At 57.4% G+C, this 19,521-nt stretch carries 16 protein-coding genes; 13 read left to right on the top strand and 3 right to left on the bottom strand.

Annotated features, from left to right (window positions below):
- Nucleotides 1-87: 87 nt before the first annotated feature.
- The 7 genes from thiS (at nt 88) to RDU76_02945 (ending at nt 4,520) form a co-directional block, all read left to right on the top strand.
- Nucleotides 88-288 carry a sulfur carrier protein ThiS gene (gene thiS, locus RDU76_02975; GenBank protein MDQ7797892.1) on the top strand — a complete coding sequence of 67 codons (201 nt, stop codon included), beginning with the start codon at nt 88-90 and terminating at the stop codon, nt 286-288.
- Nucleotides 289-438: 150 nt separating this feature from the next.
- Nucleotides 439-1,209 (top strand): thiazole synthase, encoded by a 771-nt coding sequence (locus RDU76_02970; GenBank protein ID MDQ7797891.1) that lies wholly within the window; start codon nt 439-441, stop codon nt 1,207-1,209.
- Complete coding sequence (gene thiH, locus RDU76_02965; protein ID MDQ7797890.1) at nt 1,206-2,360, top strand: 2-iminoacetate synthase ThiH; 1,155 nt, start codon at nt 1,206-1,208, stop codon at nt 2,358-2,360. Before RDU76_02970 ends, thiH begins: the two co-directional genes overlap by 4 nt.
- A 110-nt stretch (nt 2,361-2,470) precedes the next feature.
- Nucleotides 2,471-3,133, top strand: a complete 663-nt coding sequence (gene thiE, locus RDU76_02960) for a thiamine phosphate synthase (GenBank protein ID MDQ7797889.1) — start codon at nt 2,471-2,473, stop codon at nt 3,131-3,133.
- Between the two features lie 58 nt (nt 3,134-3,191).
- Nucleotides 3,192-3,635 (top strand): Fe-S cluster assembly scaffold protein NifU, encoded by a 444-nt coding sequence (nifU, locus tag RDU76_02955; protein ID MDQ7797888.1) that lies wholly within the window; start codon nt 3,192-3,194, stop codon nt 3,633-3,635.
- Nucleotides 3,636-3,725: 90 nt separating this feature from the next.
- Nucleotides 3,726-4,019, top strand: coding sequence for a hypothetical protein (locus tag RDU76_02950; protein ID MDQ7797887.1), 294 nt, complete (start codon nt 3,726-3,728; stop codon nt 4,017-4,019).
- A gap of 15 nt (nt 4,020-4,034) precedes the next feature.
- Nucleotides 4,035-4,520, top strand: a complete 486-nt coding sequence (locus RDU76_02945; protein MDQ7797886.1) for a type II toxin-antitoxin system MqsA family antitoxin — start codon at nt 4,035-4,037, stop codon at nt 4,518-4,520.
- A gap of 62 nt (nt 4,521-4,582) precedes the next feature.
- Here RDU76_02945 and RDU76_02940 read toward each other — a convergent pair whose 3' ends face one another.
- Nucleotides 4,583-8,422 (bottom strand): S8 family serine peptidase, encoded by a 3,840-nt coding sequence (locus tag RDU76_02940; protein ID MDQ7797885.1) that lies wholly within the window; start codon nt 8,420-8,422, stop codon nt 4,583-4,585.
- A 174-nt stretch (nt 8,423-8,596) separates the two neighbouring features.
- Here RDU76_02940 and RDU76_02935 point away from each other — a divergent pair, with 174 nt between their 5' ends.
- Complete coding sequence (locus RDU76_02935) at nt 8,597-12,088, top strand: C25 family cysteine peptidase (protein ID MDQ7797884.1); 3,492 nt, start codon at nt 8,597-8,599, stop codon at nt 12,086-12,088.
- Between the two features lie 317 nt (nt 12,089-12,405).
- The gene (locus tag RDU76_02930) at nt 12,406-13,131 is read left to right on the top strand and encodes a M23 family metallopeptidase (GenBank protein MDQ7797883.1); all 726 of its coding nucleotides are present in this window, start codon (nt 12,406-12,408) and stop codon (nt 13,129-13,131) included.
- A gap of 61 nt (nt 13,132-13,192) precedes the next feature.
- Here RDU76_02930 and RDU76_02925 read toward each other — a convergent pair whose 3' ends face one another.
- Together RDU76_02925 and RDU76_02920 are read right to left on the bottom strand one after the other, a co-directional pair.
- Nucleotides 13,193-14,326 (bottom strand): CapA family protein, encoded by a 1,134-nt coding sequence (locus RDU76_02925; protein MDQ7797882.1) that lies wholly within the window; start codon nt 14,324-14,326, stop codon nt 13,193-13,195.
- Between the two features lie 47 nt (nt 14,327-14,373).
- Entirely contained in the window at nt 14,374-15,375 is a 1,002-nt protein-coding gene (locus RDU76_02920; GenBank protein ID MDQ7797881.1) for an NAD-dependent epimerase/dehydratase family protein, read from the bottom strand.
- A gap of 236 nt (nt 15,376-15,611) precedes the next feature.
- On the opposite strand from RDU76_02920, the gene acpS reads away from it, so the two are divergent.
- The 4 genes from acpS (at nt 15,612) to RDU76_02900 (ending at nt 19,478) form a co-directional block, all read left to right on the top strand.
- Complete coding sequence (acpS, locus tag RDU76_02915) at nt 15,612-15,983, top strand: holo-ACP synthase (protein MDQ7797880.1); 372 nt, start codon at nt 15,612-15,614, stop codon at nt 15,981-15,983.
- Between the two features lie 91 nt (nt 15,984-16,074).
- Nucleotides 16,075-17,622, top strand: a complete 1,548-nt coding sequence (locus tag RDU76_02910; protein MDQ7797879.1) for an NAD(P)H-hydrate dehydratase — start codon at nt 16,075-16,077, stop codon at nt 17,620-17,622.
- Nucleotides 17,623-17,982: a sulfite exporter TauE/SafE family protein gene (locus tag RDU76_02905; protein MDQ7797878.1), complete on the top strand. Its 360-nt coding sequence runs from the start codon at nt 17,623-17,625 to the stop codon at nt 17,980-17,982.
- Nucleotides 17,979-19,478, top strand: coding sequence for a tetratricopeptide repeat protein (locus RDU76_02900; protein MDQ7797877.1), 1,500 nt, complete (start codon nt 17,979-17,981; stop codon nt 19,476-19,478). Before RDU76_02905 ends, RDU76_02900 begins: the two co-directional genes overlap by 4 nt.
- The last annotated feature ends 43 nt before the right edge of the window (nt 19,479-19,521 follow it).

The raw sequence follows: 19,521 nt of genomic DNA, 5'->3' as shown, positions 1-19,521 counted from the left end.
GAGGGAACGATTTTCTTTGCCGCGGAGAGCGCAGAGGGTTGTTAATCGTTTCTACGTTTATACATTATTACTGAGTACTTTCTCATCATGCGAATCATTTTGAACGGAAATAAATACGAATTAGCCGGACCGGCCTCGATCGAAGATCTGTTGAAAGATCTGGGGCAGGATGGAAGCCGTCTGGTGGTGGAGCTCAATGCTAGGATCGTCAGCAAAGAGAATTATACAGCCACCATGCTGAAGGAGGGCGATTCCCTGGAGATGGTCCGTCTGGTGGGCGGGGGATGATTTCCTGAAGGCTAAATGAAAGGCCAGTAGTCAGTATTCGGCATATGGTAGATAGTACCGGGAGAAACAATGACCAGATAATCAAGCAAAGTGGACCTTTGGGAACTTAGTGTTCTTTGTGGTTAATAAAAAACGGAAGAAAATAGCAATATGCTCAGACCATTAATAATAGCCGGAAGGCAGATCAGATCACGCCTGCTTTTGGGAACAGGCAAATTCCCTAATTCCACCGTCATGGCCCGGGCCCTGGAGGCCTCCGGCGCCGAGATCGTGACCGTGGCCCTGCGCCGGGTGGAGTTCGACGATCCCCAGGACGACATCATCTCCCACATCGACCAGAAAAGATATCTGCTGCTGCCCAACACCTCCGGAGCCCGGGATGCCGGCGAGGCGGTCCGCATCGCCAAACTGGCCAGGGCGGCCACCGGCTGGAACTGGCTTAAACTGGAGGTCACGCCCGAGCCCAACTTTCTGCTGCCGGACCCCATCGAAACGCTCAAGGCCGCCGAGATGCTGATCAAGGAAGGTTTCGTGGTCCTGCCATACATCAATGCCGATCCCATTCTGGCCAAGCGCCTGCAGGAGGCCGGCTGCGCGGCGGTGATGCCGCTGGGTTCGCCCATCGGCTCCGGGCGGGGGATCAAGACCGCCGACCAGATCCGGATCATCATCCAGCAGGCCACCGTTCCGGTGGTGGTGGATGCCGGGCTGGGCCTGCCCTCTCATGTCTGCCAGGCCTTCGAGCTGGGGGCCGATGCCGTCTTGGTCAACACCGCGGTGGCGGTGGCCCAGGATCCGGTGAAGATGGCCCAGGCCTTCAAGCTGGCGGTGGAAGCATCATTGGCGGGGATGGAAGCCGGACCGATGACCGAAGGCGATGCCGCTTCTGCCTCCAGCCCATTGACCGGATTCTTAAGATGACCCCGTTTTATGAAACAATAAGATCTTTGGACGGCTCCCGGATAAAAACCGATCCCCAGAATGCCACCACCGGACAGGTCAAGGCCCTTATGGGTTCGATCAGCTCCGGGGACATTCCAACTCCCGGGGATATCGCGATCCTGACCTCTCCGGCCGCCGCCGAAGTTCTGGCGCCGATGGCCCAACTGGCCCAGGCCATCACCGCCAGAAGATTTGGAAAGACCATCCAGATGTACGCCCCGTTGTACATCTCCAACCACTGCAGCAATTCCTGCGTCTACTGCGGGTTCAATGTTCACAACAAGATCAACCGCCGGACCTCGGGCCGGGAAGAGATCCTGTCGGAGGCCAGGCTGTTAAGAAATAAGCACATATCCCAGCTTTTGCTGGTCAGCGGGGAATGTCCCAGCCAGGTCGGCGTGGAAATGCTGGAAGGCATCGCCGGGGATCTCAAGGGAATGTTCCCCTCACTGTCCATAGAGATATATCCCCTGGATACTCCGGACTACCAGCGGCTTTATGGGGCCGGCATAGACGGGCTGGCCATCTACCAGGAGACCTACGACCAAAATATTTATTCCACGGTACACCCGGCCGGGCCCAAGCGCGATTATCAATACCGGCTGGGGGCCCCGGAGCGGGGCGCGGCTGCGGGCTTCCGGCAGATCGGCATCGGTTCGCTGCTGGGCCTGAACGATTGGCGGGTGGAATCGTATTATCTGGCGCACCATGCCGCCTACCTGATGAAGCATCACTGGAAAAGCCAGGTCTCGATCTCCTTTCCCCGCCTGAGGCCGGCGGCCGGGGGATACCGCCCGGAGTTCCCCGTCAGCGACCGGGAGCTGGTGCAGATGATCTGTGCCTTCCGTCTGATATTTCCCGACGCCGGGCTGGTGCTATCCACCCGGGAGCCGGCGGAACTGCGGGACCATCTTATAGGGCTGGGCATCACCAGGATGAGCGCCGGCTCCAAGACCTCGCCGGGAGGATACCTCGACAAGCTCGATAACAACCTGGACCAGCAGGAGGCGGCCGCCGATGGTCAGTTCAACGTGTTCGATGACCGGCCGGTGGAAGCGGTGGCGGCCAGCATCAGACAAAAAGGTTATGATACGGTGTGGAAGGACTGGGATAAGGGGTTCGAACGATAACAAGTCATGCAAGAGGCCTATTCCGTTTGAGAAGGCATACAGGGTTGCAGGGCAATGTTTGAAATGTTGGGGTAGTCATCTAACGGGCATAACAACGTTTGAATTGTTTTATGGAAAATAAACAACAGCGGCTGAAAGCCTTTCAGCAAATAGATCTCTATCCGGTCACCGATCAATGTCTGTCCTTGGGCCGCACCAATCTTGAAGTATTGGACGGCCTGATCGCCGGGGGCGCCAGGATAGTCCAGCTGAGGGAAAAACACCTCTCCAAAAAAGACTTTTATCCCTTGGCCCAGGCCTTCCGTGAAAAGACAACCAAAGCCGGGATGCTGCTGCTGATCAACGACCATCTGGACATCGCCCTGGCCTGCGGGGCGGACGGGGTGCATCTGGGGCAGGACGACCTGCCGCTGTCCGCCGCAAAGAAGCTGGCCCCCCATCTGCTGATCGGCGTTTCCACCCACAACCTGGAAGAGGCCCTGGAGGCCCAGGAGCAGGGGGCCGATTACCTGAACATCGGGCCGATATTCGCCACCCAGACCAAGGAGGTTTCCATGGAACCGCTGGGCCCGGGGGCAATCAAAAAAATAATCCCGCAGATCAATATTCCCATTACGGTGATGGGCGGCATCAATTCATCGAACATCGACCAGGTCCTGCAGGCGGGCGCCAGGAGGATAGCGGTGATAAGCGCCGTCACCAAGGCGGGCAACATCCAACAGGTGGTCCGTGAACTGCGGAAAGCCATAAATCAGTCTGAATCCTTTGATTGACTTTTGGCATCAAATATACTAGAATCCCCAATATCATAATATTTTCTTTGGAGAGCAGATGTACAGCGAAAAGGTGATGGACCATTTCATGAATCCCCGCAACATGGGGGAGATCGAGAACCCCGACGGGGTGGGCATGGTGGGGAACCCGGTGTGCGGAGACATGATGAAGATAATGCTGAAGATAGAGAAGGACGTCATCACCGACATCAAGTTCAAGACCTTCGGCTGCGGAGCGGCCATCGCCACCTCCAGCATGGCCACCGAGCTGGTCAAGGGCAAGACCCTGACCGAGGCCCTGGAGGTGTCCAACAAGGCGGTGGCCGAGGCCCTGGACGGCCTGCCCCCGGTGAAGATGCACTGCTCGGTGCTGGCCGAGGACGGGGTGAGGGCGGCCATCAACGATTACCTGGTCAAGAACGGCCGGCCGGGGCTGGAGCTGAAGCAAGGCGGGCACGAGCACGACCATAGTGAGAATGACCATAAAGGACAGGAAAAGTAATTTGATGCATCCTTAAAAAAAGAATATATTCTGACAATAGACTTGACATTTAATCAATATATGATATAATATCAATGTTGCGATAATTCCGTGAGTAACACTCCATTAGAAGAGGCTTATAATCCAGCTAAAGCCAAACAGCTCATACGAGCTATCATATCAGATGGAACCGTAATTATAACAGGTCATGCAAAGCAAGAGATGCTTGCTGACAATCTGACCAGTGTGGATTGCGTCAATGTGCTCCGTGGAGGTATTGTTGAACCTGCGGAATGGGTAAATGGAGCTTGGAGATACCGGGTCAATACTGTTAAAATCTATGTCGTTATTGAGTTTGAGAGCGAAAAAGAACTCGTTCTTGTTACAGCATGGAGAAAGACCTGAAAAGGAGATTTCATAATGAAATGCCCTAGCTGCAGATCAGAAATGGTTAAACGGAAAGGCAACTACTTATATACCGAATCCGGCCTGAACCGTATCACCCTGAATAATGTCGAAATCTGCAATTGTAAAAAATGCGGTGAACAGACAGTGTCTATTCCAAAAATTGAAGAATTGCATCGTGTCATAGCTTTTGCTGTCATTAAAAAGAAAGAACGGCTTTCTGCAGAAGAAATCCGTTTTCTACGTAAGTATCTTGGTTGGTCTGGAAAAGATTTTGCTGAATATATGGGAGTGGCACCTGAAACAGTATCTCGATGGGAGAACGATAAAGAGTCCATGGGTCCTGTTGCTGACAGGCTTCTTAGGTTGATAATTGCGCAGCAAAAACCGGTTGATAGTTATTCCCTGGAACTATTGCGGGAAGTTAAAAACGAAAATCAAAAACAATCTCGCTTTGAGATAATTGCGGATGCTGCCGGATGGAGTGCAAAAGCCGCTTAAACATTGCACAGTACAAAAGCCTCTCCTAAATATTTAGGAGAGGCTTTTCCATTGCTAAAATATTATTTTAACAAAACCATTTTTCTGGTCAGGTTGGCATCGCCGGCGTTGAGGCGGTAGAAATACACACCGGCCGAGACCGGCCGGCCGGAATTATCCCGGCCGTTCCAGGCGATGTTATAATAACCCGGAAGCTGTTTGGCGTCCACCAGGGTCCTCACCAGCTGGCCGGAGATGTTGTAGACGTTGAGCCTAACCGGGCTCTGGGACGGCAGCTGGTATTTTATGGCGGTCTGGCCCCGGAAGGGGTTGGGCCGGTTCTGGTCCAGGGCGAATACCCCGACGTTCACCTCTTCTGGTTTTCCGGCAACTCCGCTGGGGAAGGGCTGGACCTTGAGGTAGACATCATCCAACAGCCAGCCGTAAGCGGTGGTGGCACTGTTCGATTTAAAGTTAAACCGGAAAAGAATGCTGTCGTTGCCGGCTTTGGTTCCCAAAATACCGCCGACATCGGCGCTGTCCAGCAGCCAGGAAGTGGTAACGCCGGTGCGGTATTTTAAAACCTGCCAGGCGATGCCGTCCTTGCTGGCTTCAATGAAGGCGCTGTCTCCGGCGCCAATAACCCCCTTTTGATACCAGTACAGCTTGACCCAGTTGTTGTTGTCGGCATAAGCGTCCAGGTTGAGCCCGTGATCGGGCTTCAGCTGAAGCACCAGGGTCGAATTGACCAGATAGTTAGCGGTTCCGGTCCTCATGGCTGCCGGCGCAGAGCGGGGGCTTGCAGTAAAGGTTCTCCAGGGCATTGTTCCGCCCAGGCTGTCCCACATCGAAAGATACTGGGCATTGTCGAAATTGGTGACCATCATCGAATCCACCATCACAAATGAGTGGAAATCGCTGGCCGGGCTGCGGCCGATGTTGCGCTGGCCGGAGGTATCGACGGCCGTGATGTAGTAATGGATGGTATCCCCGGTGTAAAGGTGGGCAGGCAGGCCGATGCTTCCGGAGAAGTCGCTGCCGGCCGAGGTCATCAGGACGGGGGTATTTTCCGGACCGGAATTTATTTTGTAGTGAATGTAGCTGGAATCCGGGAACACCCCGTAGTTGTCGGTGATGACGGCATCAATCCGGTAGGGGCCGGACAGGTTGATGGTGTTGGCCAGCGGGGTGTGGCTGATGGCCGGGGGGTAGGGGTCCGGCCCGGCATAGAAGGAGTAGTAATTATAGGGGGCTCCGCCGGGCTGGGTCTTGGCCAGACCGTTGCTGTTGACCGCATAGACGAAGTAATCCAGCTGGTTGCCGCTGTGGGCCGGGATCGACCCCTGATAGAGGCCGCCGCCCAGGTCGGTCATCAGGGTCCGGTTGGCAAAGGGCAGGGTTCCGTCGTCGTCCCAGTACAGGTAGACCTGGGCCACGCCGGCGCTGGAGGTCACGTTGGCCTGCACAACATAATCAGACAAGGTATCCTCGGTGTCGGTCAGGGGGGTGTGGGCGATCTGGATATCCCCCAGGAACCATTTTATTATCCGGTCCATGACGGTATCCCGGACCGATCCCGAAGTGATGGCCTCGAAGCCGAATCCGGTGTAGACCACCTTATGGGCCCCGGAATATTTTATTCCGGCCTGGCCCGAGGAGAAACCAGAATATTCAAGGATGACATCGGCTCCGGCCCGGGGTGAAAAGTAATCGTAATACTGGGAAGCTCCGATATAGGGCTGCAATATCGAGAAGGCCAGGCCGTCGCCGATGGGATCGCTGGCCGTGCCCACGACAGACGATACTCCGCTATGGTCGCCGCCGTAAGTGGCATGCAGATAGTCCTGATAAAAAGCCTCGGCCTCGGCGCTGTACTGCGCTCCGGTGGGATCGGCCAGATCCCAGCCGATATCCTGTCCAGACAGGTACAGGTTTCCCCCCTTATCCAGGTAGCTTCTCAGAGCCGCCCGGTCCATGGAGTCCAGCGAGGGGAAGGCCCACTCGCAAAGCCAGATAACGGTATTATAGGAATTCAACAGGGCGGTGTCGGGGGCGCCTTTTTGGGAATGGTCGTAATGGTCGTAAAAATAGCCCAGCTGGGAAATGGATTTGCTGTAACAGGTGTCAACATTGAGGGCCCCGGTATCGTCGTCCACCAGCAGGATGGGGGATTTCTCGATCTGGACGTAGAAGGTATCGGTGCGGCTCTGGGCATCGGCCGAGATGTCCACGGTGAACATGGCCCAGTGCGGCAGGGCGGTGTTATCCACCGTGAAATCGAAGCCGGAGACCGAAGTGGTGTTCCCGCCGTTTATGCCCCCGTAGCCGGCAGTTGCGGTGCCGATCTGGACAGCGTAGTCGTCACTGTGAATGGTGGCGCTGACGCTGGCGGCATCGCCCCACCAGTTCTTGAGCGAAAGGCTCAAAAATACCGACTCCCCGGCCTCGGCGATGCCGTTGCCGCCGTCGATGACCTGATGGGAATGGTATTTAACCAGCGGGACCGGGGTGGTGGTCAGGGCCTTATAGGCATTGATCCTTCCGGTGCCCAGCAGGCCGACGTAGGAGGGATTTGAGGCATCGATGTTATCGGTGGTCATCATCAGCTGGGTGGCCACCTGGGTGTTGTTCCAGGCGGGATTGTTGGCCCAGATCAGGCCAACCACTCCGGCCGCCACCGGGCTGGCCATGGAGGTGCCGTCCCAGGAGTCATAGGTATTGGAGTAGGCGGTGCTCAGTATGGCAGAGCCGGGGGCCGAGACATCGATCGTGGTGCCGTAATTGGAAAAGGAAGATCTGATATCCGAAGAGGTGGTGGCGGCTACCGACAAGGCGTTGTCGTAGGCCGAGGGATAATGGGGGTCGGGGCTGTTGTCATTGCCGGCGGCGCAGACCACCACCGATCCGCCCTCCCAGGCATAATTGACCAGGTCCTGGGCGAACTGGCTGTAGCCGGAACCGCCCCAGCTGCAGTTGATGGCCTTGGCCCCGTTGTCGGCGGCATAGACGATGCCGTCGTATCCGAAATATATGTAAGACTTTCCGCCGTCTGCCCGGGTGTCATTGTCAAAGGAGCATTTTATGGCCATCACCCTGCAGCTCCATCCGATACCGGCCACCCCGACGGCGTTGTCGGTCACTGCCGAGGCGTCGCCGGCCACGTGGGTGCCGTGGTCGTTGTTGGACCCGTAGACGTTGGGGTCGTTATCCCCGGCATAGGCCAGGTTGGCGGTGTCCGGGCCGCAGAAGTCCCAGCCCTGGACGTCATCAACAAAGCCGTTCATATCATTGTCAAGGGAGTCTATATCTCCGCCCGATCCGACCGGAAAATTGTCGAATATCCCGTTGTGATTGATATCCTCTATCGGGTTGATCCAGATATTGTCCGCCAGGTCGGGATGGGTCAGCTGGACCCCGCAGTCCACGATGCCGATCCAGACGGTGGTGTCCCCTTTAGAGATGTCCCAGGCATCGGGCGCCTGGATCTTGCTCAGGAACCACTGGGCGCCGTATGATGGGTCGTTGGGGGTGGTGGCCTCCATCTGGTAGCCATACCTCGGCTCGGCGTATTCCACCTGCCCGGTCTTCACCAGGTCCCGGCACAGCTGGAGAATGTCGGTCTGTTTTGAGACATTGGCCTGGCAGATATTGGCCAGCGAACGGCCCAAAGCGGTCTTGGCGCTCTGTTTGGCCCCGAAAAGCTGCTTGACCTCCTGCCGGCCATAGCTGTTTAAAACGCCGTCTACCGCCGAATTGCCGGTGGATGTGCCCTTGGCGTCCATAACCGGCTGGGCCTTCAGTTTGAATATCACCACCCCGGGTAGGTAAACCTGCCGGGAGGTGCTGCCGGGCATTTCGGCCAGACTGACGGAGATGAAAGAAGCCGTCAGGAGCAGGGCTGCAAACGCAAGGTACTTTTTCATATATCATCCTTTCTGTTATTGATTGCAAGATTTTGGCACCATCTCTAATGTTACTACCGAAGGCCGGCTTTGTCAATATCATATCGCAGGTAAAATAAGCCCGAACCCTTGACAAAGAGGCAAAAGTAATATAAAGTTATACCAATATATTCAAACTGACTTAGGGGTCCAACTATGAATCATAGAACCATCGGATCACTGGCCGCCCTGATCCTGGCAATTTCAGCCACCGCGGCCTTGGCCGGGCAATGGGTCCCGCTGGCCGCCCAAAGCAATTCCGGGCGGACGGTAGGATTATCAGGCGCCGGCCCGGAGGCCATCACGCTGGAGGTGACCCTGCCGGGGCTGGATATCTCGGAGGCAAAGACCAAGGACGGGGCATATGTCCTGCTCTCGGTTCCGGACCAGGGATATAACACCGAGCCGGGCCATCCCAGATTACCGGTGGTCTCCGAATGGGTGGAGATCCCGCAGGGAGCCAGGGTCGAAGCCTTTCTGGAGGTGATCTCTTCGGAGAACTTTAACCTGAAGGACAGGGGCTTTGATAAAAAGATCCTGCCGGTCCAGCTGCCGGTGCCCAAGATGCCCGGAGCGGAGGAGAAGGTTCCCTTCAGCATCGACCGAGCCGTATATTCCAACAACGAATTTTACGGCAAAGCCCAGGTCACACTATCCCAGCCGGTTCAGATGAGGGGACACCGGGCGGTATTGGTCACTTTTTGGCCGGTAGCCTACAATCCGGTCAGCGGCGAAGTCAAGGTGATAACCAAGGCCCGGATAAACCTGAAGCTTTCGGGTTCCGATATAGCCCAGACCCGGAAGATGGCAACCAAATACCGCTCGGCGGCATACGACAGCCCGCTGTCATCGACCTTGATCAACTACGGCACATACCAATCGGCCAAGGCCGTTCCAACCCTGCCCATCAACCAGCTGATCATCGCGGGCGATGAATATTATGACGCTTTGACGCCGCTGGTGGATTGGGACACCCGGAAGGGGTATCGGGTATTCGTCACCAGGACCTCGGAGATCCCGGGCGGGGCCGACACCAGTCATATCCGCCAGTATATCAAAAGCCAGTATGACGGCGAGACCCCGCCGGATTTTGTCCTGCTGGTGGGTGATGTGGATGTGATCCCGGCCTATATTGCCAGCTCCGCGGATAATCCGGCCACCGACCTGTATTATTCCACCATGGCCGGGGCCGATTACCTGCCGGATCTTTATGTCAGCCGGATCTCGGTGGCCGACACCGTCCAGTTGCACAATTACATAGTCAAATACCTGGGCTATCAGCAGGGGGCCTGGACCGGCGATCACTCTTGGATGCAGAAGGCCTATTTCACCGCTTCCAATGATTACAGCTATCATGGTCTGGCCGAGGCCACTAACAACTACTGCATGGCCCTGGCCAGATCCCATTCCATGACCTGCGATTCGCTTTACTACTATTACGGCACCGGCACCCCGGTGTCCGACGCCTTCAACCAGGGCCGCGGCATCATGACCTATACCGGACATGGCGCCGTCACTTACTGGGACGGCCCCACCTTCTACCAGTCCAATGTAAATGCCCTTGCCAATACCGACAAATATGCCCTGGTGACCAGCTTTGCCTGCCTGACCGGGCAGTACACCTATTCCGAGTGTTTTGGGGAGACCTGGATAAGGGCGGCGGATAAAGGGGCCATGGCTTATTGGGGTTCATCCGTAACCTCCTATTGGGACGAGGATGACATCCTCCAGCGCAGGCTGTACAATGCATTCTTGGACAGCGGTTATGCCTGGATAGGCGGCATGACCACAAAGTCCAAGCTGGACTACTTCCGAACCTGGGGTAATATCCCCATGACCAAAAGATATTTCGAGATGTACAACATCCTGGGCAACGGGGCCATAGACCTTTATACCCGGCAGCCCCTGGCCCTGACCGTCAGCCACCCGGCCACGGTGCCGCTGGGCCCGGCCACGGTGAATGTCAATGTAACGGCCGGGGCCGCGGTGCAGAACGCCCTGGTCTGCCTGACCTATAGATCAAACGGAGAGGTCCTGGCCTCGGGCTACAGCGATGCCTCGGGCAATGTATCGCTGGATATCGTGACCACCGTCATCGACAGCATCGGGGTGGTGGTCACCGCCCATAACTGTGCGCCGTATGCCGGGCAGATCAATGTTTCGGTGACCGGCCCCTGTGTGTTGCACTACAAACACACCATTGATGATCCGGCCGGCAACGGCGACGGTGAGGCAAACCCCGGGGAATCGATGATCATGCCCCTATGGGTGAAAAATTACGGCAGCGTCATATCCACCGGCACGGTCACTGGCACCTTGAGGACCGCCGGCAGCCAGGCCGCCGTCACCGACAGCTTATATAATTTCGGCCTGGTGTACTCCGGGGATTCGGCCCAGTACGCTGCGGGATACAAATTCACCGTCTCGCCGGCCTGCACCAACGGGACCGTCATCCCCTTCACCCTGGAATGCCATGATACCGAGAACAGCTGGACCACAAATTTCTCGGTGAAGGTCTCGGCCCCCAAGCTGTGGTACAGCACTTACAGCATAATCGACCCGGCCCCGGCCAACAACAACGGCTTTGCCGAGCCCGGGGAGACCGACAGCCTGAGGGTATATCTTAAGAATACGGGGCTGCAGACGGCGGACAATGTCACGGCCATCCTGGCCAGCAGTGATCCGTATATTACCATAGTGAGCGACAGCTCGGGCTACGGAAACATACAGCCCGACAGCGCCGGCGGCTCGGTCATTCCCTATCTGCTGACCTTCGGGACCCCGCCCCAAAACCCGTACTATGCCCGGCTCAGGCTCCAGATGAAAACCCTGGGGGGTGCGCTGGTTCAGTATGACAGTTTTATGCTGGCCGTCGCCAGCCCCGGCTTCTACGACAACGTGGAGGACAGCATTCTGACCAACCGATACCAGGTCGGGGATCTGTGGCATACCACCGAATATACCTCATACAGCCCGACCACCTGCTGGCGCTGCGGGGTGGGGGACGATCAAAATTACCTTGACGACATGAATTCATCCCTGATCACCCCCGAGTTCGCGGTGGGCTCCCAGGCCACGGTATCGTTCTGGCACAAATATGCCATCGAAAACGGATATGATTACGGCTTCGTGGAATACAGCACCGACGGAGGCTCCAGCTGGGCCGGGCTGGCCAGCTATACCGGAAACCTTAGCAACTGGACCCAGCGATCATATGATATAAACGGGATCCCGGTGGGTTCCCGGGTGATGCTGAGGTTCCGCTTCACATCCGACTATTCCCTGAATTACAGCGGCTGGCATATCGATGACATCTCGGTGACCAGCCCGGCCGGAGTGGCCGCCCGTCCGGAGGAGCCTGAACTTTCAGGGGTCTTAAGGCTTAACCGCAGCCATCCCAACCCCATGCGTTCCAATGCCGTGATATCATACCAAATACCCGGCAAATCACCGGTCACCCTGACGGTCTACAATATCCTGGGCCAGACCATCAGAATGCTGGATTCCGGGGAGAAAGCTCCCGGCCTATACCAAGTCAATTGGGATGGCCGGGACAGCCGGGGAAACAGTATGGCTTCGGGCATCTATTTTTACCGTCTGACGGCCGGAGCGGTCACTTTGACCCAGAAACTGATCCTGGTAAGGTAACGAAAGTTCATAATAAGTTATGAAGTTTGGCTGATATTTTACTTGACAAGAACCGCCGATCTGTGCTATGGTGTACATTGTTATCGCTTAAATTTTAAACCTAGCGATTGTTTTTGTTTATGGGTCTAAAAGAAAAAACACAACTTACCATAGTATTTATCCCCCACCACGGGGGCAATACCGTAAGTGTCAGGGTGCCCCAATGGCTTCTGGTATGCCTGGGGTGCTTTGGGTTATTTCTTTTATTGGGCCTGGGTCTGGTAACCACCGGCTATATCAACAAGATTGTCGATGTCTCAATGCTGCAGAAGCTACAGGTGGAAAACCGCATACTCAGGACCAAACTGAAAGAATTTGCGGCAAAATCGGCCGATCTGCAGGAGCAGATAGCGTTGTTCGTGGATTTCGACTCCAAGGTCAGGATGATGTCCGGACTCCGGATCATTGATCCCGACATCCGGCAGGTGGGCATCGGGGGCGACAGGCAGGAGGAGCTTCCCGAAGGGGTTTCGGTGAAGACCGGCTCTTTCATCCGGGAGGTGGAGGATGACCTGGGCCGGCTTATCAGGGAGGCCAAACTGCAGAACGAGAGTTTCCAGGAGCTGACAGCCGCTCTTGAGCAGCAGCAGCAAAAGTGGAACCATATGCCGTCCATTCAGCCCACCCCCGGATGGATCATCAGCAATTTCGGCTACCGGCGCGATCCCCTGACCGGCGAAATGAGGATGCACGAGGGGGTGGATATCGCCGCTCCGGGCGGGACCATCATCACCGCTCCGGCCGACGGGGTGGTCAAAGCGGTAGGCTCCCGCGGCAATTACGGGCTGTGCCTGGAGGTGGATCACGGCTACGGGATAACGACCCGCTTCGCGCATTGTTCGCTGATCAGGGTCAGCCAAGGCTCCAAGGTGTCGCGCGGCCAGGTCATCGCCCTGGTGGGATCCACCGGCAGGACCACCGGCCCTCACCTGCACTATGAGGTGCTTTCCAACGACAAGGCCAATGATCCGATCAACTATATTCTTTCCGCCCGGATGTTCTGACGGCAATGAAATTTTAAAGGCCAGGATAGCTCCTGGCCTTTTTTATTGGATCAACGATCACTCAGAGATCCTCCGCCTGGTAGGGATGGCTTTGGGGAAAATCCTGGAGGGATAATTTACGCATCAGTTCGGAGGCCCGGTTCATCCGGTCAATTTTCGGGCCGCCGGGCCGGGCCTGAATGAAGGAATGCACCCTGAGGCTCAGATATCTTCCCCGGCTGTCAAGTTCCGCCCACAGCAGGGGGGCATAGCCGGACTCCCCGCTCAAGTTCATGCCGCCGTAGGTGCAGAAATTGCCCAGGCTGTAGGCTATCAGCCGGTCCCGATAGACCTCCAGGGCCCGGGGGACATGGGGCCCGTGGCCGATTATCAGATCGGCCCCCCGGTCAATGGCGTCATGGGAGAATTTTATCAGGCGCCCCCGCGGCTCGTTAAGGTATCTCTCCGGAGCGTCCTTGATGTGCAGGGCGGCCTTTCCCTCCCCGCCGCCATGGATCGAGACGATCAGGATATCGTAAATTCTGGCCAGGGAATCGATCTCGCTAAGCGCTTCTTCGGGATGGACGATGGAGCGGGGAGGCGCCCCGGCGGCCAGGGCGATCACCCCGACGGAAACTCCCTTTAGGTTGAATTCGGCGACAGCGCCCTCTTTGCCGGTGTACTGAATGCCGGAATTTTCCAGGGCCTGGCGGGTAGACCGGCTGCCATTGGAACCGAAATCATTGGCATGATTGTTGGCCAGGGACATCACGTCGAACCCGGCCCGGGCCAGATTGTCAGCGAAAGACGTCGGGGTGCGAAAGACGTAGGCCCTGCCATTTTTTGCCACCTTGGCCGGTTGGCCGGAATCGCACAACGGCCCCTCCAGATTGCCGAAGGCCAGGTCGGCTTTTTCAAGGATCTCCCGGCAGTCGTCGAACAAGCGCCGGCCGTCCTCCGGCGGCAGCAGCGGGGCCGGATAGCAGCTGCCCATCATGATGTCGCCCACCGCGGCGACGGTCAAGTTGCCCTTGGGCGCTGAATCCGGCAGGGCCGGATCATCAACAACCAGCTCGGTTGCGGCAGTATCCGCCGGTTGCAGGACGACGGCCACAGTATCGGGAGCGGTGTTAACGGCCCGGTCCAGACGGACGGTGCCGCAGGCCGGCAGCACTAGGGAAAGCCCGATGATGGCGTAAAACCTGGTTTTTTTCATAGGCTCAAACCGCTTTCAAGATCGAATGTTTTTAAAGACAAAAAATCCTACAGCCAGTCGTTCTCCCGGTACCACCGGGCGGTGATCTCCAGGCCCCTTTTCAGATCATAACGGCAGTTGAACCCGAAATCTTTTTGGGCCCGGCCGGGGGAGCAGGTCCAGTATTTTTGGGACATCTCCCGGACCTTCTGGCGGTTGAAGATGCTGTTTCCCCCGGTTGCCAAAGCCCCGCCTTCGGCCAGCAGGGCCGCGAAATTGGCCAGGCCCAGCGGGACCATCAGCGGGAGAGGCTTCTTGTTAAGGCTCCGGGCGATGGCCCAGGATATCTCCTGCCAGGAATGACTTTGGGGGTGGGACAGGAAATAGGTCTTGCCGGCGGCGGCATCGGACCGGGCCGCGGCGACCATCCCCTGGGCCAGGTCCCCAACAAAAATCAGGTGGGCGTACCTTTTTTTGAATCCCGGCAGCAGGGCCAGCCCCCGGTTTATCCATTGGAAATATAACAGGACATCGGTGTCCCGGGGACCGTAGACAGTGGGCGGGCGGACTATGGTTATGGGGATCTGCTCCGCCAATTTCAGCAACTGCCGCTCGGCCTCCAGCTTGCTGCGGCCGTAATCGGAGATGGGCCGGCATTGGTGGGACTCGCACCGGGGCTCCTCCAGGCGGTCCGACGGCCCGGCCGCCGCCTGGCTGGAGGAGAAGACGAACCTCCTGATGCCGGGGGCATTTTCAATGGCGGCTTTTGCCAGGTTGACGGTGGCCTCCACATTATGGTGGAAGATCCTGTCCCGGCTGCCGGACTTGGCGGCGGCGAGGTGGAAGATGTAATCCGCGCCGCTGACGGCGTCATACAGCGATGGCTGGTCGTCAAACGACCCATAGGCCAGCTCCAGGTCCAGACCTTTCAGCCATCTTAAGTTGCTGGCGGTCCGGACCAGGGCCCTGACCCGGAAGCCTTTTTCCAAAAGGCCTTCCGCCAGGTGGCTGCCGATGAATCCGCTGGCCCCGGTAAGCAGGGCCAAAGATTTTTCCTCCGGTTTGATCATCCCGTTAGTTTAACTTAAATCATCGCGGCTGTCAACATTTCCCCCGCCCCTGGTTTTAATATTATTTCTTGACATTTCGCCAGATTATGATAAATTTATCAATTACCGGCCGGAGGTTGACGGTAACTGTCCGGACCGGACACCCCTCTATCCATCCGGAGCAGATCGGGACCTTCCGGAAAAGAACCGGCGAAAAAATTATTCCATAAATCACATCAGAACGAGATCGGCTTTCTATGATAGCATCGACCGGGATAGACATCGCCGAGGTCGGCAGGATCGAGCAGGCCATAAACCGCTGGGGGCAGAGGTTCCTGGACAAGGTCTACACCCCGTCCGAGATCGCCTTCTGCCAGGGGCGCCCCAACAAGTACCAGAGCTATGCCGCCCGGTTCGCCGCCAAGGAGGCGGTGTCCAAGTGCCTGGGGACCGGTTTCCGGCGGGGGGTCCATCCCAACCTGATAGAGATCGTGGACAACGAAAAGAGCCGTCCCACGGTAAAACTTCACGGAGCGGCGGCCGAACACGGAAAGGGATACGCCATCCATCTCTCGCTGTCCCACGACCGGAGCATGGTGGTGGCGGTGGCGGTGATGGAGAAAGTTTAATACGGGAGTTGCCCACCAAACACACAAAATGACGCTAAAATATTTTTTAGTTCCAGTCTTTTTGGCGGGCAAGGAAAAAGGATAAATTGAAATGTTAGTAGTCACTACTTCCCAGATGCGGGAGATAGACGCCCGGGCCATAAAGAAATATAAAATCACCGGGCTGGCCCTGATGGAGAAGGCCGGGCGGGCCCTGGCCGATCAGGCGGCGGCCATGCTGGGCGACCAGCGGAGCGTCTGCCTGATCTGCGGCAAGGGGAACAACGGGGGGGATGGTTTCGCGGCCGCCAGGATGCTGGCGGAAAAAGATTTCCGGGCCACGGTTTTTTTGCTGGGACGGATCGGTCAAGTCAAAGGCGAGGCCCTGACCCAGGCCAAAAAGCTGGGCAAGAGTGGATCGAAGGTCAGGGAGATAGTCTCGGCCGCGGGGCTGGCCTTCCTGAAAAAAGAACTGGCCGGTTCCCATCTGGTGGTCGATGCCATTTTCGGAACTGGCTTCCAGGGCCCGGCCGACAAGCTGGCGGGCCAGGCGATCGAAGCAATCAACTCTTCCGGACGAAAGGTTTTGTCGGCCGACATTCCCTCCGGGGTGGACGGTGAGACCGGGCAGGCAACAGGACCCGCTGTCAGGGCAAGCGTCACGGTGACCATGGGGCTTTTGAAGACCGGCCTTTTATTTCATCCCGGGAAGGAACTGGCCGGAAGGGTGATCGTGGCCGACATCGGTTTTCCCGAAAAATGCCTTGCGGAACAAAAGATAAATGTCCACCTGGCCGGGCATCAGATGGCCAGGAACTGGCTGCCGGCCAGAAAGCCGGACGCCCACAAGGGCAGCTGCGGAACGGTGCTGGTGCTGGCCGGCTCGGCCGGCATGACCGGCGCGGCCGGCCTGGCATCAAACTCCGCCATGCGCTCCGGGGCCGGGCTGGTCTGCCTGGGGGTCCCCGAGAGCCTGAACGATATCCTGGAGGCCAAGCTGACCGAGGTCATCACCAAACCCCTGCCGGAGACCAGAAACCGGACCCTGTCGCTGGCGGCGCTGGAAAGGATCCTTAAGCTGATAGACAAAGCCGACTCGATGGTCATCGGCCCGGGCCTGTCCGGCCATCCCGAGACCGCGGAACTGGTGCGGACGGCGGTCAAGTCCATCAAGATCCCGGCCGTATTGGACGCCGACGGGCTGAATGCCCTGGCCGCCCGGCCGGAGCTGCTGGGGTCCGCCGCAAACCTGGTCCTGACCCCCCACTACGGGGAATTGTCGCGGCTGTTGAAAACCGACATCTCCCCGATAAAGCGCCAGCCTCTCAAATACGCCCTGGAGGCGGCCAGGAGGTTCAACCAGACGGTAGTGCTGAAGGGGGCCCCCACCGTCACCGCCCTGCCGGAGGGGAGGGCCTGGATCAACTCCACCGGCAACAGCGGCATGGCCACCGCCGGGTCGGGGGATGTGCTGGCCGGGCTGATCGGCGGGCTGCTGGCCCAGGGGCTGTCGGCAGAAAGGGCGGCGGTGCTGGGGGTCTACCTGCACGGGCTGGCCGGGGACCTGGCGGCCGCAGACAAGACAGAATACTGCCTGCTGGCCGGGGACATCATCGATCATTTCCCCCGGGCTTTTAAAAAAATAATGGAGGATAGCTAGATGGTTTGGCTGGGATATGCGTTATTGGGGGCCTTGGCCGGAGTGGTCAGCGGACTGTTCGGCATCGGCGGGGCGGTGGTGATCGTGCCGGCGCTGGTGATATTGTTCAAATTCTCCCAGCACCAGGCCCAGGGCACTTCGCTGGCCACCCTGCTGCTGCCCATAGGTCTGCTGGCGGCCTGGCGTTATTATTCGGCCGGGCATGTCGACATCAAGGCGGCCGGGGTGATGGCGGTGTGCTTTTTCTTCGGCGGGCTGCTGGGGGCGGTGCTGGCCGAGAAGATCTCCGGGGCCTGGCTGCAGCGCTCATTCGGCGTATTCCTGCTGGCTATCGCGGTAAAAATGATCCTGACCAAATGAGCAGACTCGGCGGCTGGATCATAGGAAACGTCAGGGAGGCCGGGGCCGGAGGCCGCCTGGAGCAGGGCCTTCCCTTTGCCGTCTGGCAGCGGCAGTGGGAGGTCTGCGATGTAATAGCCAACCGGAGAATATCCGAAGAGATATCCCGGCGGGTGGGGGTTCTGGCTGAGAAAAACGACGCCTACCAGATAGACGCCCTGTATTATCAGTACGCTATTGCCAAGTATAAGGCCAAATATTCGGAGTCACTGGATCTGTCCCGGAAGGGACTGGAAATGGCCCGGGATAGGGGGGACCGGGAAAAAACCGCCCTGATGTACGGCCTGATGGGCGAGGCCTGCTATAATCTGTCCGATTACCCCAAGGCCATAGATCACCGGCTCAACGCCCTGGCCATCTACCAATCGCTGGGGATGGAAGTGAGAGCGGGCGATGTCAAAGGAGATATCGGGCTGGCCTACTGGCGGATGGGAGATAACCAAAAGGCTATGGACTTTTACCGCCAGGCCATGTCCGTTTACCAAAAATTCAACGATATCCGGAAGATGGCCACCAATAAAGCCAATGTGGCCGGGGCCATGTTGCGGACAGATCAAGCGGACCAAGCCTATGACCTTTACCAGGAAGCCCTGGTCCAGGCCCGGCAATTGGGTGATATCCAAAAGCAGAGCAACATTTTGAACAATCTGGGGGTCATACTGTTAAGAAAGGGACGTTATCAGGAGGCGCTGGTTAGGCTTCAAGAGGGTCTGAAGATCGACCGGACCATTGGGGATATCACCTCCCAGGCGACAAAACTGAACAATATCGGGGTGCTCCAGGGGACCCTGGGCGATTATGACCAATCGCTGGAATACATGAAAAGGGCGCTGGAAATAGATGTCTCGACCGGCAACCTCAACGGGCAGATCTCCAAGCTGAGCAACATCGCCGACCTGTGGGCCATGAAGGAGGATTTTCAAAAGTCCTTCGAATGCAGCCAGAGGTCGGTCGACCTGAGCCGGCAGATAAATTCCAAGGGCTATCTGGCCCACGCACTGATAAGAAATGTCCTGCTGTGCATTTGGATGAAGAAATATCAGGAGGCGGTCGCCTACGGGCTGGAAGGCATCGCCCTGGCCCGGGAGATCGACAGCAATTCGGTCCTGAGCATGGGGCTGTCCAACATGGCCGATCTTTACGACGCCATGGGCCAGCCGGCCAAGGCCCTGGAGTACTCCGACCAGGCGATGGAATTGATAACCAAGCATTCCACCTTCGAGGTGGCCCTGGAGAAGATGTACTACCGGCGGCACCTGATCCTGGGGAAGATGGGCAACCAACAGCAGTCGCGGGAATTTCTGAAAATGGCATATCTGGAGGTGCAAAAAAAGGCCCGGGACATAAATGACCCCCAGGAACTGGAGAAATTCTATAATAATAATAAATCCAACCAGACCATCATCAGGGAGTGGGGGGAGCTGGAGAAGAGCCGAGCATCACAGGCCGATCCATGATCGAATATGTCATGGCGATGAAAGAGCCGGTCCGATGATGCCG

Source organism: Candidatus Edwardsbacteria bacterium (assembly GCA_031082425.1).
In the GTDB taxonomy this organism is placed as follows: domain Bacteria; phylum Edwardsbacteria; class AC1; order AC1; family EtOH8; genus UBA2226.
Note: the sequence above shows the minus strand (reverse complement) of the source record. Positions and strands in the feature narration are given on the sequence as shown.

What these genes read in the sequence shown, in the direction of transcription:
- thiS (MDQ7797892.1), top strand. Translation starts at nt 88, where the DNA reads ATGCGAATCATTTTGAACGGAAATAAATACGAATTAGCCGGACCGGCC.
- RDU76_02970 (MDQ7797891.1), top strand. Translation starts at nt 439, where the DNA reads ATGCTCAGACCATTAATAATAGCCGGAAGGCAGATCAGATCACGCCTG.
- thiH (MDQ7797890.1), top strand. Translation starts at nt 1,206, where the DNA reads ATGACCCCGTTTTATGAAACAATAAGATCTTTGGACGGCTCCCGGATA.
- thiE (MDQ7797889.1), top strand. Translation starts at nt 2,471, where the DNA reads ATGGAAAATAAACAACAGCGGCTGAAAGCCTTTCAGCAAATAGATCTC.
- nifU (MDQ7797888.1), top strand. Translation starts at nt 3,192, where the DNA reads ATGTACAGCGAAAAGGTGATGGACCATTTCATGAATCCCCGCAACATG.
- RDU76_02945 (MDQ7797886.1), top strand. Translation starts at nt 4,035, where the DNA reads ATGAAATGCCCTAGCTGCAGATCAGAAATGGTTAAACGGAAAGGCAAC.
- RDU76_02940 (MDQ7797885.1), bottom strand. Translation starts at nt 8,422, where the DNA reads ATGAAAAAGTACCTTGCGTTTGCAGCCCTGCTCCTGACGGCTTCTTTC.
- RDU76_02935 (MDQ7797884.1), top strand. Translation starts at nt 8,597, where the DNA reads ATGAATCATAGAACCATCGGATCACTGGCCGCCCTGATCCTGGCAATT.
- RDU76_02925 (MDQ7797882.1), bottom strand. Translation starts at nt 14,326, where the DNA reads ATGAAAAAAACCAGGTTTTACGCCATCATCGGGCTTTCCCTAGTGCTG.
- RDU76_02920 (MDQ7797881.1), bottom strand. Translation starts at nt 15,375, where the DNA reads ATGATCAAACCGGAGGAAAAATCTTTGGCCCTGCTTACCGGGGCCAGC.
- acpS (MDQ7797880.1), top strand. Translation starts at nt 15,612, where the DNA reads ATGATAGCATCGACCGGGATAGACATCGCCGAGGTCGGCAGGATCGAG.
- RDU76_02910 (MDQ7797879.1), top strand. Translation starts at nt 16,075, where the DNA reads ATGTTAGTAGTCACTACTTCCCAGATGCGGGAGATAGACGCCCGGGCC.
- RDU76_02905 (MDQ7797878.1), top strand. Translation starts at nt 17,623, where the DNA reads ATGGTTTGGCTGGGATATGCGTTATTGGGGGCCTTGGCCGGAGTGGTC.
- RDU76_02900 (MDQ7797877.1), top strand. Translation starts at nt 17,979, where the DNA reads ATGAGCAGACTCGGCGGCTGGATCATAGGAAACGTCAGGGAGGCCGGG.